Origin of the sequence: Neorhizobium galegae (assembly GCF_021391675.1) — a bacterium.
Classification (GTDB): Bacteria; Pseudomonadota; Alphaproteobacteria; order Rhizobiales; family Rhizobiaceae; genus Neorhizobium; species Neorhizobium galegae_B.
The window spans coordinates 3923834-3937839 of the sequence record NZ_CP090095.1 but is presented as its reverse complement, the minus strand read 5'-3'; the positions used below and the strand labels follow the sequence as shown (position 1 = coordinate 3937839).

The 14006-nt window shown below is 58.6% G+C and carries 13 protein-coding genes; 7 read left to right on the top strand and 6 right to left on the bottom strand.

Annotation, left to right across the window (positions count from 1 at the left end):
• Positions 1-7: 7 nt before the first annotated feature.
• A complete protein-coding gene (locus LZK81_RS19270; protein WP_233954299.1) occupies positions 8-2815 on the top strand; it encodes a winged helix-turn-helix domain-containing protein in 2808 nt (935 codons plus the stop codon).
• Here LZK81_RS19270 and LZK81_RS19265 read toward each other — a convergent pair.
• Together LZK81_RS19265 and LZK81_RS19260 are read right to left on the bottom strand one after the other, a co-directional pair.
• On the bottom strand, positions 2810-3313 hold the full coding sequence (locus LZK81_RS19265) for a helix-turn-helix transcriptional regulator (protein ID WP_233954298.1): 504 nt from the start codon (positions 3311-3313) through the stop codon (positions 2810-2812). The genes LZK81_RS19270 and LZK81_RS19265 overlap by 6 nt on opposite strands.
• A 322-nt stretch (positions 3314-3635) precedes the next feature.
• Positions 3636-4472: an alpha/beta fold hydrolase gene (locus LZK81_RS19260; RefSeq protein ID WP_233956623.1), complete on the bottom strand. Its 837-nt coding sequence runs from the start codon at positions 4470-4472 to the stop codon at positions 3636-3638.
• Positions 4473-5021: 549 nt separating this feature from the next.
• Here LZK81_RS19260 and LZK81_RS19255 point away from each other — a divergent pair.
• The gene (locus LZK81_RS19255; protein WP_233954297.1) at positions 5022-6056 is read left to right on the top strand and encodes an aldo/keto reductase; all 1035 of its coding nucleotides are present in this window, start codon (positions 5022-5024) and stop codon (positions 6054-6056) included.
• A 425-nt stretch (positions 6057-6481) separates the two neighbouring features.
• Here LZK81_RS19255 and LZK81_RS19250 read toward each other — a convergent pair whose 3' ends face one another.
• On the bottom strand, positions 6482-7402 hold the full coding sequence (locus LZK81_RS19250) for a DUF4238 domain-containing protein (protein WP_233954296.1): 921 nt from the start codon (positions 7400-7402) through the stop codon (positions 6482-6484).
• 513 nt (positions 7403-7915) lie between these two features.
• Here LZK81_RS19250 and LZK81_RS19245 point away from each other — a divergent pair.
• Positions 7916-8656: a hypothetical protein gene (locus LZK81_RS19245; RefSeq protein WP_233954295.1), complete on the top strand. Its 741-nt coding sequence runs from the start codon at positions 7916-7918 to the stop codon at positions 8654-8656.
• Positions 8657-8814: 158 nt separating this feature from the next.
• Here the strand turns inward: LZK81_RS19245 and LZK81_RS19240 are convergent, their stop codons facing one another.
• Positions 8815-9384: an ImmA/IrrE family metallo-endopeptidase gene (locus tag LZK81_RS19240; protein WP_233954294.1), complete on the bottom strand. Its 570-nt coding sequence runs from the start codon at positions 9382-9384 to the stop codon at positions 8815-8817.
• Position 9385: 1 nt separating this feature from the next.
• Positions 9386-9730 carry a hypothetical protein gene (locus LZK81_RS19235; RefSeq protein WP_233954293.1) on the bottom strand — a complete coding sequence of 115 codons (345 nt, stop codon included), beginning with the start codon at positions 9728-9730 and terminating at the stop codon, positions 9386-9388.
• A gap of 126 nt (positions 9731-9856) precedes the next feature.
• On the opposite strand from LZK81_RS19235, the gene LZK81_RS19230 reads away from it, so the two are divergent.
• Genes LZK81_RS19230 through LZK81_RS19215 form a run of 4 tightly spaced genes read left to right on the top strand, consistent with a single transcriptional unit; the run spans position 9857 to position 12403 of the window.
• Positions 9857-10132: a multiubiquitin domain-containing protein gene (locus tag LZK81_RS19230; protein WP_233954292.1), complete on the top strand. Its 276-nt coding sequence runs from the start codon at positions 9857-9859 to the stop codon at positions 10130-10132.
• Positions 10107-11282 carry a ThiF family adenylyltransferase gene (locus LZK81_RS19225; RefSeq protein ID WP_233954291.1) on the top strand — a complete coding sequence of 392 codons (1176 nt, stop codon included), beginning with the start codon at positions 10107-10109 and terminating at the stop codon, positions 11280-11282. Before LZK81_RS19230 ends, LZK81_RS19225 begins: the two co-directional genes overlap by 26 nt.
• Entirely contained in the window at positions 11279-11692 is a 414-nt protein-coding gene (locus tag LZK81_RS19220; protein WP_233954290.1) for a DUF6527 family protein, read from the top strand. Before LZK81_RS19225 ends, LZK81_RS19220 begins: the two co-directional genes overlap by 4 nt.
• Before the next feature lie 48 nt (positions 11693-11740).
• Positions 11741-12403 carry a hypothetical protein gene (locus LZK81_RS19215; protein WP_233954289.1) on the top strand — a complete coding sequence of 221 codons (663 nt, stop codon included), beginning with the start codon at positions 11741-11743 and terminating at the stop codon, positions 12401-12403.
• A 912-nt stretch (positions 12404-13315) separates the two neighbouring features.
• Here the strand turns inward: LZK81_RS19215 and LZK81_RS19210 are convergent.
• A complete protein-coding gene (locus tag LZK81_RS19210; protein WP_233954288.1) occupies positions 13316-14005 on the bottom strand; it encodes a hypothetical protein in 690 nt (229 codons plus the stop codon).
• Between the last annotated feature and the right edge of the window lies 1 nt (position 14006).

Here is a 14006-nt window from a genome sequence, read left to right as displayed (position 1 = left end):
CGAGTACATGAAGCAGAGCCAGGACATTGCTGACGGATCTCTCGTCGTCCGTTTCGGAGACTACGAATACCTGTTGGACAAGAAGGTGCTCCTCAAGTCGTCCGGCAAGGTTCGCATGGGAAGCCGCGCGCTAGCGCTCCTGCATGCGCTGGCACTCAAGGCGGGGCAGGTCGTTTCCAATGACGAGTTGATCGCGGCCGCTTGGCCGAACACGTTCGTCGATCCGACCAATCTGCGTGTTCAGATGGCGTCGCTGCGCCGCCTTCTGGAGGGCGGCGTCGATGGGCCGTGGATAACCAATTCCTCGGGCAGGGGCTATTCGCTGAACGGCGAGCGACCCTTGCCTGCAGCAGGTGCTGCCGACAACCGGTATCGCCATCCGCCGGCCGGGCTCGCCGCCCCGTTGACCCCTCTGCTTGGACGCCGGGAGGTCGTTTCGAATGTCGCCGACCGCATTCGCCGCGGCAGGCTCGTGACGCTTGTGGGGCCGGGAGGAATCGGCAAGACGCGCGTCGCGATCGAAGTCTGCTGGCGACTATCCGAGGAGGTTTTTGCGGATATCTGTTTCGTCGATCTCGCGCCGCTTACTTCAGCCGAGTTCCTCGCCAGCGCGATCTCGGCAACGCTTGAGGTCAACGATGCGCCGGGCCGCACGTCCCTCGACAAGATCCTGCATGTGCTGCGGGATCGGAAGATCCTGCTCGTCCTCGACAATTGCGAGCATGTCCTCGATGAGCTCGCGGCAATGTCGGAAATACTGCTGCGTGCGCTTCCCCATCTTCGCCTTCTGACGACGAGCCGTGAACCGTTGAACATAGCGGGAGAGGTTTCCGTGCGGCTGGGCGGCCTTGACGCGCCGGAGGACAACGGCCTTCCGGCCAGCCTCGAGGAGGCGATGCAGTTCCCGGCTGTCGAGCTGCTTGTCGAGCGCGCTCTTGCAGGAAACAGCGACCTTTCCTTTTCGGACGATGACGTCGCGGCCTTGATCGATATCTGCAGAAGGCTGGATTGCATTCCGCTGGCGATCGAGCTGGCGGCGCCGCGATTGGAAATCTATTCCCCGTTGGAATTGTTGCAAAACCTCGAACTCCAGCTTTCGACGCTGGGCGAGGGGAGGCGGAGCGCCTCTCCAAGGCACCGGACGTTGCGGGCCACCCTGGAGTGGAGTTATGCCAGCCTTTCCAGCGATGAGCAGCGGCTGCTGACGCGGCTCGCCGTGTTCAGGTCGACATTCACCGTGGCATCGACGAACGCAATCTCGCTTCTGAGCGAAGGCGAAACCATGACGCTGCTGGCCAGTTTGGTCAGCAAGTCTCTGATCGTTGTCGATCGGGGAGAAAGGATTGTCCGCTACCGGCTGCTGGAAACGACCAGGAGCTACATGGAGGAAAAGCTGCAGTCCGACCCGGAGGCCGATGCGGTACGCCGCTGCCATGCGGAATTCGTGTTGTCGGTCTTCAAGGCGGAGAGGCAGGCTGGTCAGCTCCAGGAGCATGGCGACCGGATTGGAGATTACCGGCGGCTTATCGACGATGTAAGATCGGCGATCACCTGGGCGCTGGGTAAATCGGGCGATGCCAAGCTGGGCATCCGGCTTGCCGTGGACTCCGCCCCCATATGGCTGCGGCTTTCCATCCTGACCGAATATGCTAGCGTGCTCGAGGCTGCCGCGGACATGCTCTGGAAAGAAAACGTCATTCTTTCCAGCGAAGCGAGATGGCTGGCTCCAAGCCTTCACAACGCGCATTACAATGCGGTCGGTCTCTCCGAGAAGATATTGCCGATGCTCGTCAGAGCACTGCAGTCCGCGGAAGAGACCGGCGATCACGGATGCGCGCTGCTGTGCCTCTGGGCGCTTTTCGGCACTCGGCTCACTCAGGGACGATACCTGGAATCGCTGCTTTTCGCCCAGCGCTTCGCAGCACTTGCACCTGAGGTCAACGATGCCATGCAGCTGGCGATGAGCCACCGCATCGTCGCCCTCAGTCTCTGGCGCAACGGCGATTTCGTCGAATCCATGGAGCTGAGCAGAGCGGCGCTTGTGCGGACCGAGCTGAACCGTCAGTCGCCGATCAATCTTACGCTGATCTACAAACAGGGCGTGGCAGCACGCGGAAATTTCTCCAATTTGCTCTGGCTGCAAGGCTTTGCGGAACAGGCCGCGGATCTTGCCCAGGAGGCCATCGAAGTCGGGCTGAAGGACGATGTCGTCGGTCTGAGCTATTCGCTGGCACAGACGATCATTCCTCTCTCTTTCTGGATCGGCGACCTCGACAGGGCTAGGCGCGAGATCGATCTGCTGCTGGAGCTCGCGCGCGACAGCGGCCTGGGCTACTGGCTGTTCTGGGGACGGTGCTATGACAGCGTCGAGAAAAGGATGCGGAGCGGTGTCCCGCTTATCCCGGATTTCCTTGAGCTCAACCTCGGTAGCCTTGATGGACTGCATCGTCATATTCTAGCGACCATCCTTCCAGATCCAAATACCGACTGGTTTGCCGATCCTGATGGGGAGCGCCAGGATGGGCAGCCGCATTGGTGCAGCGCCGAGCTGAAACGGGTTGGTGCGCTGAATATGGCCAAAGCCGGCGAGGATGCTGCTGCCCTGGCCATGCTCGAAACTGCCATGACCACGGCTTCGGAGCAGGGCGCTGTCGCCTGGGAATTACGGGCGGCGACAAGCCTTGCCGAGATGCTGCACCGTCGTAAAGAGGCTGCGCGCGCAAAGACCGTTCTTGCACCCGTTGTCGAGCGGATCACCGAAGGCGCGGGCACGGCTGACGTACTTCGCGCCCTCGCGCTTCTGAAACAGCTATAGAGCCAAGTCGGCAGGATTGACCTCCCGTTCGCGAAGGGAGCGGCGGAGCGCGCTCGGCGATATTCCGACCCATTTCCGGAAGGCACTGGTCAGATGGGCCTGATGGGAGAAGCCGCATGACAGGGCGATCTGGCTGAGAGGTTCGTCGGTCATAGCCATGAGATACTGCGCCCGTTTGATGCGCTTTTCCATGATGTAGGATGACGGAGATTTGCCGAAACTCGTCTTGAACACCCGGTTAAGCCGGCTGATGCTGACGTGGGCGCTTTTGGCGAGCGCTCCGACCTTGATCGGGCCGCCGATATGCACCTGGATATGAGCTTCGATAGCCTGCTGCTGCCAGGGTCCGAGCCCTGCGCCGTCGTTTTCCTCGGGCTTGGGAAGAGACTCTCGACCGCTCAACAAGGCAACCATCTTGTCGAGGCACGCCTCCGCTGCCCGCGGATCAATTCGGACCAGTTGGCGGGTTGCACCCAGCAAGGCGGCAATTTCTTCCACAGTCACGTTCATCAGAAGTCTTCACTGGCTGAGTTCTCTTTCTCGGCATGAATTGCCGATGGCGGGGAATCCGGCCAGTAAAATAAAGCGAAAAAAAGTTAGGCCGCCTGCTGGATTTGGTGCGCGTCGGGCGTCGGTAGCTGGCCGTCGGAGGGCTGGTGACAACCGCTATCGGATTATCGGCTTGGCAGGCTGCGCTTGTAAACGCGCGAGAACGGCGACTACGCTGCGCAACCAGGTTGTGCAGCGTAGAGGAAAACGCGGGAAGATAGGCTTGTAAGGCACGCCCCGGCAATAGGTCCAGGGATCGATCGACGGGAGGTTAAGCCTGGCCGCGGATGAAGGCCAGGAGATCGGCGTTGATGATTTCGGGATGGGTGGTGCACATCCCGTGCGGCAGGCCCGGATAGGTCTTGAGCGTGCCGTTCTTCAGTAGTTTGGCCGACAGCGGCGCGGAGTCGGCATAGGGGACGATCTGGTCGTCGTCCCCATGCATCACGTAGGTCGGAACGGTGATCGCCTTCAGGTCCTCGGTGAAATCCGTTTCGGAGAAGGCCTTGATGCAGTCGTAGTGAGCCTTGGCGCCCCCCATCATGCCCTGGCGCCACCAATTGTCGATGATCCCCTGGCTGACCTTGGCTCCCGACCGGTTGAAGCCGTAGAACGGACCGGCCGGAACATCGATGAAGAACTGAGCCCGGTTGGCGACCAGCGCCGCACGGAAACCGTCGAACACTTCGATGGGCAGGCCGCTGGGGTTCTTGTCCGACTTCACCATAATCGGCGGCACGGCGCCGATCAATACGGCCTTCGACACACGTCCGGGCTTGGCTCGCGCCACGTAATGTGCGACTTCCCCGCCGCCCGTCGAGTGGCCGACATGGACTGCACCCTTGAGATCGAGCACATCGGTCAAGGCCGCGACGTCGGCGGCATAGGTATCCATTTCATTGCCCGTCCACGTCTGGGTGGAGCGGCCGTGGCCGCGGCGGTCATGGGCGATGACACGGTAGCCCTTTTCGAGAAAGAACATCATCTGGGTGTCCCAATCGTCGGCGCTGAGTGGCCAGCCGTGATGGAAGACGATGGCCTGAGCGTCGTGCGGACCCCAATCCTTGTAGAAGATCTCTGTGCCGTCGCTGGTCTTGATGAAAGGCATGGTCTGGTCCTCTTCCTTTGCGTTCGTTGCTTGGGTGGCTGCGAATGTTGTTTTGGGCAAAGCCATTGCGGCGACTGCGGCGGCGCTGCCCATGAGCAATTCGCGTCGCGTGGCCTCTGGCGTGAAAGTAATCGCTTGCTCGTTCATGACGGCCTCTTTGATGCGGTCATCGCCGCATGTGCTTGACGAATGACAACTTGCTGCGAGAGCTTTTCTAGCGAGCGCCGGACGTCGAAAATTGAAACAATCGATCATCTCGACGAGGCGTCACCAGCCTCCGCTTCCAACCATGTGGGTTTGCGGAGAGCTGCTTGGACTATCGTGGTTCATCGGGGCATTTCGTGCACCGAAGCCGAGGCAAGCCATCTAGCCGTTGAGGAAGCGCCCGGCCGTGTTCCGCAATCCATAGCGAACACCCTCCGGCGACTCGCTTCGATCGGATCCTTCAAACCCCGAACACTGTCTGCTGGTAGATTGGATGCAGGCAATCATTGGATTCCGCACCCGACGATCATCGTCGAAGTAGGGAAGCCGCTCAGGGAGATGGCAATGCGCTACAGGGTTTTCGGCCGCACAGGCCTTCGCGTCTCGACGCTTGCGCTCGGGACAGGCAATTTCGGAACGGCCTGGGGGTATGGCTCCAGCCGCGACGAAGCGAAGGTAATCTTCGACGCCTATCGCGATGCTGGCGGCAACTTTATCGATACCGCCGATCAATACCAGTTTGGCCAGTCGGAAACGATGGTGGGCGAATTCATTGCCAGCGACCGCGACGATATTGTCGTGGCCACCAAATTCTCTCTCGGCGACAGGCACGGCGCAGGCTTGCAGCGCACCGGCAACAGCCGCAAGGCGATGGTCCAATCGGTCGAAGCCAGCCTGAAGCGTCTCGATACCGACCGCATCGATCTTCTCTGGGCGCATATGCCGGATGCCGTCACTCCGATCGACGAGATCATGCGGGGCTTTGACGACCTCGCCCGCACCGGCAAGATCCTTTACGCCGGCCTATCGGACTTCCCCGCATGGCGTGCCGCAAGTGCCGCGACACTCGCCGACCTGCGTGGCTGGACGCCCCTGTCGGCACTCCAGCTCGAATACAGCCTTGTCCAGCGTACCGTCGAACGCGAACTGCTGCCGATGGCCGCCGCCTTCCATCTCGGCACGGTCGTCTGGTCACCCCTCGGCGGCGGGTTGCTCACCGGCAAATACCGTAGGGGCGAGACCGGCCGCGCCCAAGGGCTCGGCGCCGTCATCCATGACGAGAGCGACGAGAGGAAGGTCCGCACCGTCGACACGCTGCTGGCAATCTCCGATGAGACCGGCATTCCGGCTGGCCAGATCGCCATCGCCTGGGTTCTCCACAAGGGCACTCTGCCGATCATTGGCCCACGTACACCGGCACAGCTCGCCGACAACTTGGCTTCCGTCGAGGTGAAACTTACGGACGAACAGGTTTCCCGGTTGGACGAAGCAAGCGCCATTCCACTCGGCTTTCCTTTCGACGTGGTCTCCGGCTCGCGCGCGACGCTAGCGGGCTCGAAGCTTGATTTCATCGACTGGCCGTTAACGACTGTGCGCTGAATCGACCGCCGGAAGCATTTTACAATCAAATTGCGTGATTGGTCCCACGGTGAACCTGGGACCATTGCGCGTGCCCGGAAATTATTTCCGCCGCCGGTCGGAAGACTATGCTCACACGTCAGATTTGTTGACGGCAGCTCTGCGCCCTCCGTGCCGGAAGTAGTGCGCCCCCAGCGCGATCCAAAAAGCGGACGATGCGGGAGGGTCATTGTGGCAACATCTATCCGCCCCCCAAATCGGTCATTCAGGCACTCCCTCGCTATCTCCCGAAAGTTGCCGATTGGCGTTGGTAGAACCGAAGTTTGGGGGTGGCGAGCGACCCGACTGCTTTTCGCATACTGAAAGAGTCAGACGGTCACTCTGCGTGAAGGCGCATCAATACTTGGGATAGGGGCGGCACAGCTACTTAATCTCACGGGATCCTCTTACGGAGCCCGCGGTGCGATTCGCCATTTCGGATCGAATCCGTCTCGCCAGGACACGATCGCCTTGTCCGCATAGTGTGCGGTACGTCTGTTAAGGGCAGCCACTGTCGACGCGCTCGCCCCTACGTACCTCACCGGCTTCACAAAAGGCGTCATTGGATGATGCATTAAGATCATGTGTCGCGGCGAAAGTGGCATCGCCACTTCGATGGCCTTGTCCGACAGCAAACTTTTGTGAGTCAAGAACTTATCCCTAGCTACTGTCGGATCGAACCACGTCACCGGACTGTCCGAGGTTATGAAGCTGGGTTCATCCGTGCACATTATGGTCATTGTCATCTGGCTTAGCATGGGGAGCCCGTCGTTAATCGCGCCCGGCAGCAGGAATTGCATGGGGGAATTTATCGCTCTCCGAAGGATGTCCAGCCCCATTTGGGAACCTTGAGGTAAGGAAGAGACTTCGTCCGCCAGCTCTCTGTCTGAAGCGTTCCCTTTCGCGAAGTCGCGCTCTTGTTGCTCGTCAAGATCCAACATTTCTTGCCATAGCGTTCTTTGGATCTCTCGAGCTTGGGGGGTACGCCCGTGCATCGCCGCGATGAACGCAATCAAGCTCGCTTGCCGTTGTTGCGGCAGCTGACGGTGTCGCGCAACGTAGTCAACAACCAGACATTTCAGGCCCTTTTCCAGTTTCGACAGTTCATACTCGATACGCAGATCTCGGGATCCGTCTGGCATCAAGATCGTGTAGATATCCGTCTCCGTGAAGAGGTTTCTCGGGGCGCGCTTTCGGCCAGAGCCTCCCGAACGATCGAACGTCCACACATAGGGCTGCATCAGAGCGGGCGTGTCCGGATCGCACCAAGCGGCCAGGTAGCTGCTTGGAATATAGTGCTGCGCTTTGTGACTGTAGAGTCTAGACACTGGCCGCCACTCCGGCCTTCACGACCGCCACGATGTCTTTGTCAATGGTCATATTTTTCTCCTGCCAAGTAAGCCTTTAGCATACCGCCACCAGTGCAAATAGAATAGCAGCTCGCTTGCTCGTTGCGCACTCCGGGAGTCGGATTGCCTAGGCCAGCAATACGCTGGATTGCCCGAAAAGGGACCTGCCAAGCCAATCCAGTGGCCGCCGTTAGAATACGGCTTTCATGCATTGGATGACAAAAGCAGATGGTCGGCTTCCGGCCCCGGCGTGGAAATGCTTTCCGCTTTGCGCCCTCATTTCTGTCGTTCAAGTCATGTCATTCAGTTATCGTAGCGGTCACCGAAAAGAGCAGGGAGCGTCGGGCCCTTCGTGGGCGTGATGATGAATTCAAGAGGAGTTGGGACTGTCAGGGCCGCAATGTTATCAAATGCCGATACGGTAAATATACGTGAAGAAGTCGGTGGCTCGTTCTGCGGCAGGCATGCAGAAATGTCAGTCTGCCGAGGAGGTTGCCGAGGAAGAGCAAGAAAATACCCAGTGATATTGCCGCCGCCATCAGGCAGTCGGCAATCGATGGCTGGGACGATGATGCTGATATGGTTGCCCACACCATCGAAACCGAAACAGCCGCCTATCTTGAGCTTGATGCGCTCGACTTCGGGACTGCTGCCAGCTTTCGTGAAAGCGTCATTGCCGCTGTCTCTGAGATTGCCGAGGGCTGGGATGAGCGGCTGTCCAAGGCCAAACTTGAAATTGAAGCTTTTCAAGAACTGCATGCCGCCAGGTTCGACGGTGTGCCCGCCAAAGAAATCTCCCGACTGAAAAAGGAAGCCGAGCAGTCATTCCCCGATGACTTCACGGGGCAGCGCGATCATGTCGTTGCAGGCGCCCGGCGATTTATTTACGTCAGGGATCTTCGGGCGAGGATCGAGCCGGTGAAGAATCTGCTGATCGATATGGAAGGCATCATCGGAGACGAATGCTACGACGCCAATATCCAGAATTACGGTCCAGGGGGCATCTGGGAAGGTGAAGGGCGGTCGTTCCGATATCCCGTGAAATTCGACAAGGGCGACGAGAGCTTAAAGCGCCGATACGTCCCTGCGGACATCGATCCGGAGGTACTGATGACGGGACGCTACCAGTTCGGCAGCAACGAGCTGGGCATCTTTCGGGCGCTGGTGAAAGTTGTCGAAATGCTGGAGCGTGACTACGGTCTTCGCATCATGGACGCCAACCGCAAAAAGTGAGGCAGGCCTGCGCGGGTTATCCGAGCCGAGGCCAGGCGACGGGGAAAATTGGGGGTGAGCGGGTGAAGGCTTTGGCCGAGCGGCGGGCGGTCACGTTTGAATAGCCGGATCATCCGTCGCTTGAGACGCAGTCCTGGCCCGGATCGTTCGGGTGACGATCAGGAGCTTACCAACGATGAACGCCCCGCTGACCCCATGCGGCGCTGGTGGATCGTTTGCGCGCCGCTCACGCGCAACCGGAAATCCAGCATGGGTTTGCTGACCCCATAGATGCCCTGAGCCTGATGATACAATCCATCGAGCATGATCCTGTTGGCGGCTTCGTTCGTGATCAGCAGGACGCCAGCAAGAAAGTTTGCTTCCGCCTCCATTCCCCCGTCGCGCGAGCGGTCACCGTTCTCAAGGAGAGGCGGTGCGCACTCGTGGCCGAGGAAGCAGTGGGCGAGCTCGTGGCAAATGTTGCTGCGTTGCCGGTACGGATGATGGCGATCGTTGTGCACGATCGCGGTGGCAAGGCCACGTGGCACGGTAACGGCCGAGAAGGCATCCTGATGATCCCCGAGAAACGGACTCTCGGGTTCCACGTCACTCAATTGGAGCAACTCGATCTCGAAATGGGCGCACACGGCGATCGGGTCGATCGGCGCGTGTGGTGACAAGTCCATCTGTTGACGGACCCGAAGCGCGATGCGGTTTGCTTCCGCCTTGAACCCCCGCCTGAATCCCAACTCAGCTATCCTTCAATCTGTTGTAAGTGCTGACGACGATATCTTCCATCAGCTTGGCTTTGTCAGATGTCAGTTTCGGATCGGCGCGCAGAAGGGCCGTGATTCGTGCGATCGGCTCTGATTCGATTGCTTCCGCGCCCTTTATGAACATCTCTGCCTTTAGGCGAGACCAGGCGAGCAACGCTGCCAGCCCATTAACGTCCGGCTTAGCACCCTGGCCCATGCGGGTAAGGGTAGAGGCATTGATACCGGCTTCCGCTGCGACCTCTTTCCACGTTTTTTGTCGGCTTAGACGTGCGGCATTGAGGGCCGCAAAGAACGCCTCGTTGTCGAACCTGTCGGTCATGCTTTCTCCGTTGCGATATAGCAATTAATTGCGATCTTGCAATTGTATTCCTTTCTTGATAATATCAAACCAGTTGCGATTTCGCAATTGACCTGTCGACCGGCAAATTTCTAGAAAGGAATAACCATGGCCCAGCCTGAAGAACGTCCCGCCCCCGAACCGAAGACCGTTACGATTATCGTCAACGGCCGTCGCAAGTCGGTTCCCAAAAATGACGACCTGACCTTCGCGGAGGTCGTCGCGCTCGCCTTCGAAAACCCGCCCACCGGCGACGGCGTGCAGTTCACGATCCAGTACACCCGCGGACACGGCAACAAGCCCGCCGGGTCCCTCGTCGAGGGTCAGTCAGTCAAGCCGAAGGAAGGGATGGAATTCGATGTCACGCCGACCAATCGCTCGTAGCGCGGACCTGCTCCGCCTCCAGAACGAAGGGTATGACCTCGAAATCCGGAGTGGATACCTTCTCGTTTCTAACGTGCCCTATGTCACGTCCCAGGCTGCCGTCCGCTATGACGGCAGCCTGATTTCTACGCTTGAAATGTCCGATGACGTGACCACCGCGCCAAGCGATCACCGGGCGTTCTGGACCGGTGAGCACCCCTGCCACAGTGACGGCCGGAAGATCACGTCCATCGAGAACCCGTCCGCCGCCCAAAGCTTCGGGAACGGGGTGCAGGCGGACTTCACCTTTTCGGCCAAAGCGCAATATCGCGACTATCACCACAAGATCACGACCTATCTCGGGCGTATCACCGGTGAGGCGACGAAAATCGACCCGGAGGCGACCGCACTGACCTTTCCCGCGATTGTCGCCGATGGTGACGGTGAGGTCTTCAAGTATGTCGACACGGCGACGAGCCGCGCCGGTATCGGGGCGGTCAACGAGAAGGTTGCCGGCCTGAAGATCGGGATCATCGGCCTTGGCGGAACCGGCAGCTATGTGCTGGACCTTGTTGTCAAGACGCCTGTCGCCGAGATTCATACCTTCGATGGCGACGTCTACTCGCAGCATAATGCATTTCGTTCACCGGGCGCGCCCGGACATGAAGAACTCGCGACCAAGCCGAAGAAGGTCCACCACTTCAAAGCGATCTACGAGAAAATGCGGCACGGCATCATTGCCCACGATGTCTACCTGGACGAGACTAATCTCCATCTTTTAGACGGGCTCGATTTCGTCTTCGTCTGTGTCGATCGCGGGCCTGTGAAAGAAAAGCTCGTCGAGCGTCTGGTCGCCAACGGCTTGTCGTTCGTCGAGGTCGGCATGGGCGTCATGTTGGTCGAGGGTAAGCTCTGCGGCATTGTTCGTACGACGACGAGCACAGCCGAGACACGCACGCAGGCAGCGCCGCATATCTCCTATGCGGATGGGGATGGCGGGGCGAACGAGTATGCCAGCAACATCCAGATCGCCGAACTGAACGCGCTAAACGCGGCGATTGCCGTGGTTCAGTGGAAAAAGCTGTTCGACTTTTATCAGGACACGCGCGAGCAATATTACACCGGCTTCGGCATCGCCGCTGGAGGCATCGTTTATGAAGGTAGCAAATGACCCGGATCGACCAGATAAGACCTGAATTCGTTGAATTCATCCCGGAGGATCTTTCGTCGGGTGTCTTGTATGTTTCGAAGCGATATTCGACAGCCTCGCATCTGTGCTGCTGTGGCTGTGGGTTGGAGGTGGTGACGCCTCTGAACCCTGCCAAGTGGCGGCTTGTCGAGAGCGGTCATTCAGCGTCCTTGAGCCCTTCCGTGGGGAACTGGAGTTTTCCTTGCCGTTCGCACTACTGGATTACCGGCAATCAAGTGCGGTGGGCTGCAGCCATGTCCGCAAAGAAGATTGCGGCAGTGAAGGCACGTGACCGGCGTGATGTCGAAGTTATGGTGCCGCCGCCGCGTGGGCTGATCGCTCGGTTTATCGATGCTGTTGCGGCGAAGATTGCCGGTCGGTTCAGAGGTTGATGGACAGGGATGCGATGGATAGTTGAGCCTCGATTGGAGAATATGCCCGTGAAAATATCAGATTCTACCGATTTCCAAGCCAATGCCTTTGATCTCGAACTTGAGATGATGGACAGGGAAGCGCTTGCGGCGACGCTGGATGGGCTCCATCCCGGTGAAATACCAATTGGTGCGGTGAAGAGACGATCATTAGCAATCCAGCTTAGGGGACGCCTTTTCAAAATCGGCCGAATCGACGCGACGAAGGCTTTTGTCGTTCAGCGAGGTGGTGTCAGACTTCTATACGTAAGTCCTTCATATTCGGGATACCGCTACGTGGCGAGAAGGCTGTTCGCATCGGCGGGGTCTGGTGCCGCTTCATATGTAGACTACGATCATTCCCTTGGTCGCGCAATCGCGCAAAAGCTCGGCTTCAGTTATGTTCTTCTCCTGGCTGTAGAGAGCTCCGCAAACCGAAGTCATGGCCACCTTGAGCGGGATGCTATTCGGCGCTCTGGAATAGATCTCCGAAAGCACTGCTTCGTGGACGAGCGCATCACTATGAAGTGGCTCGGCTTCCCGGTCCCGCGGGGACATTCTTTCAAGACCTACGCCAACGCCGGCGCCGTCAAACCACAATTCAGTGAGGACGACCTACGAACGATTTTGAAAGCAACCGGTTTTGGAAAGGTAGCCTTACGGCCCGGTTACCTTCAAGAAATACATCGTTAGCGGATCAGCAATAAATCGCGTAACCAAAAGAGCGTTCAATCGGGCCAGCAGCACATCCAAACTTAGAGGACCGTCAGCTTGTTAAGATAGTGTCTGGGCAAGCGGAGATAATTTCCGCTGACGCTGTCGGTACGGGGGAATACACGGTCGGCTAACGTTGGCGTACAGAGACCGCCAATCCTCTGGCGGCTATGCGGCTTCCAATTACCCGTTGCGGCCAGTGCCGGTGCTTCCGAAAAGTTGCCGTTCCACTACCGGGACCGCTGTCTCCGGTATGCTTGCGTTTTTAGCGTTCTTGGTGATGTTGCGTCTGTGAGCAGAGATGACGACATTGGGGCGAGGAATGCAACACTTCAGTAGAACGGATGTGGAGGCGCCATCGTACCTCGCCGACGCAGGGTCGTCCTTCGGCCAGGGAGGCGTCTTTGCGATGGACTGTCAAGCGGCCATAACGTGTCCGGCAACGGTAAGCAACTAATGGCATCGAAGGGCCGATGTGGGCGTTCGCGAACAGGCAGTTATCTGCTGTCCTGCCTAAAAAGAGACATGTTGCTATCGGCCCCGTAGCGGAACTAATTTCCGCTTTGCGCCCCCTTTCAGTCAGTCAGGCGGGCTTCGAGATTTCCTCAAAGCCGCCTTTCTGCTTACGCGAACTGAATGTCGGAGGGGTGAACTAGGGTAACTGATATTCCTGCGGGCCCTGCGTGCCTCGGCTGTGATAAGATAGCTGCAGTATAATCCGTGCAGAGGAAGGTGTTTTCCTGAATCGCGGAGCAGCCGTCATACTTCCATTGGCCCTATTGGAAAGTCCAACCAATAAATTGATACGCGCGAATAACGCCCGGTTATGTTATGGCCCTCGACCGCCATCACCTACGGCGCTTTGGCTTCTCTCGGTTTGGGTCTTCTATTTTAGTGGCGCTCTTGACGGTGCGCTCCGCCACGAATCCCTTCTGGCCCCCAGAAGTTCTGGATGCCGCCCGTCACGTCCTTGTAAAACTCCTCCACGTCGAACGGGATGCGGTCGATGAGCTTGAACAGCTCCGGAGCTTTTGTTAGCTCGGCGTCAATCTCCTTGGCGCGGTCAACTTCCTTGTCCTTGACGTAGGGAATGGCCGTCTCAAGCAGATTTTCGAGGATGTCGAATACCATGCTGTCGCTGTTGATCCGGTGGTGGACTGCGGTGATGGCATCGCCGTGGTCCTGCTCCAGATACAGCACCCGCTCGTCATGCCAGCCGCCTCCCGGCCCGAAATGTGCCAGCACCTTATCCCGTAGGTTCACTATGACCTTGTGAGCCTCGCGCTGCTGCGGAGAGTAAGCACCGACTACGCCTACATCATAGCGCTCGATGGCCTTAGTGTGGCTGGCTCGGCAGTAGACTACGACGGCATGGATGAGGAGGGCGCGAGCGATGTGGCCGTGGTCGTCCACGTCCTCTCGCATTTTCTGCAGTTCCTCAACCGACTTCTTTACTTCCACAAGGTCGGCGCTCACTGAGATGGCAGACTGGAATTTGCGGACCGCCTTGATGAAGGGCTCGGCCTTGGGATTGGCGGCGAGAACAGCGGCAGCGCTCGTGAGGTCAAATACACGTTGCATG

Coding starts and splice junctions, on each gene's coding strand:
- LZK81_RS19270 (WP_233954299.1), top strand. CDS start 8: ATGAAGCAGAGCCAGGACATTGCTGACGGATCTCTCGTCGTCCGTTTC.
- LZK81_RS19260 (WP_233956623.1), bottom strand. CDS start 4,472: ATGCCTTTCATCAAGACCAGCGACGGCACAGAGATCTTCTACAAGGAT.
- LZK81_RS19255 (WP_233954297.1), top strand. CDS start 5,022: ATGCGCTACAGGGTTTTCGGCCGCACAGGCCTTCGCGTCTCGACGCTT.
- LZK81_RS19235 (WP_233954293.1), bottom strand. CDS start 9,730: ATGACCGACAGGTTCGACAACGAGGCGTTCTTTGCGGCCCTCAATGCC.
- LZK81_RS19230 (WP_233954292.1), top strand. CDS start 9,857: ATGGCCCAGCCTGAAGAACGTCCCGCCCCCGAACCGAAGACCGTTACG.
- LZK81_RS19225 (WP_233954291.1), top strand. CDS start 10,107: ATGTCACGCCGACCAATCGCTCGTAGCGCGGACCTGCTCCGCCTCCAG.
- LZK81_RS19220 (WP_233954290.1), top strand. CDS start 11,279: ATGACCCGGATCGACCAGATAAGACCTGAATTCGTTGAATTCATCCCG.
- LZK81_RS19210 (WP_233954288.1), bottom strand. CDS start 14,005: ATGCAACGTGTATTTGACCTCACGAGCGCTGCCGCTGTTCTCGCCGCC.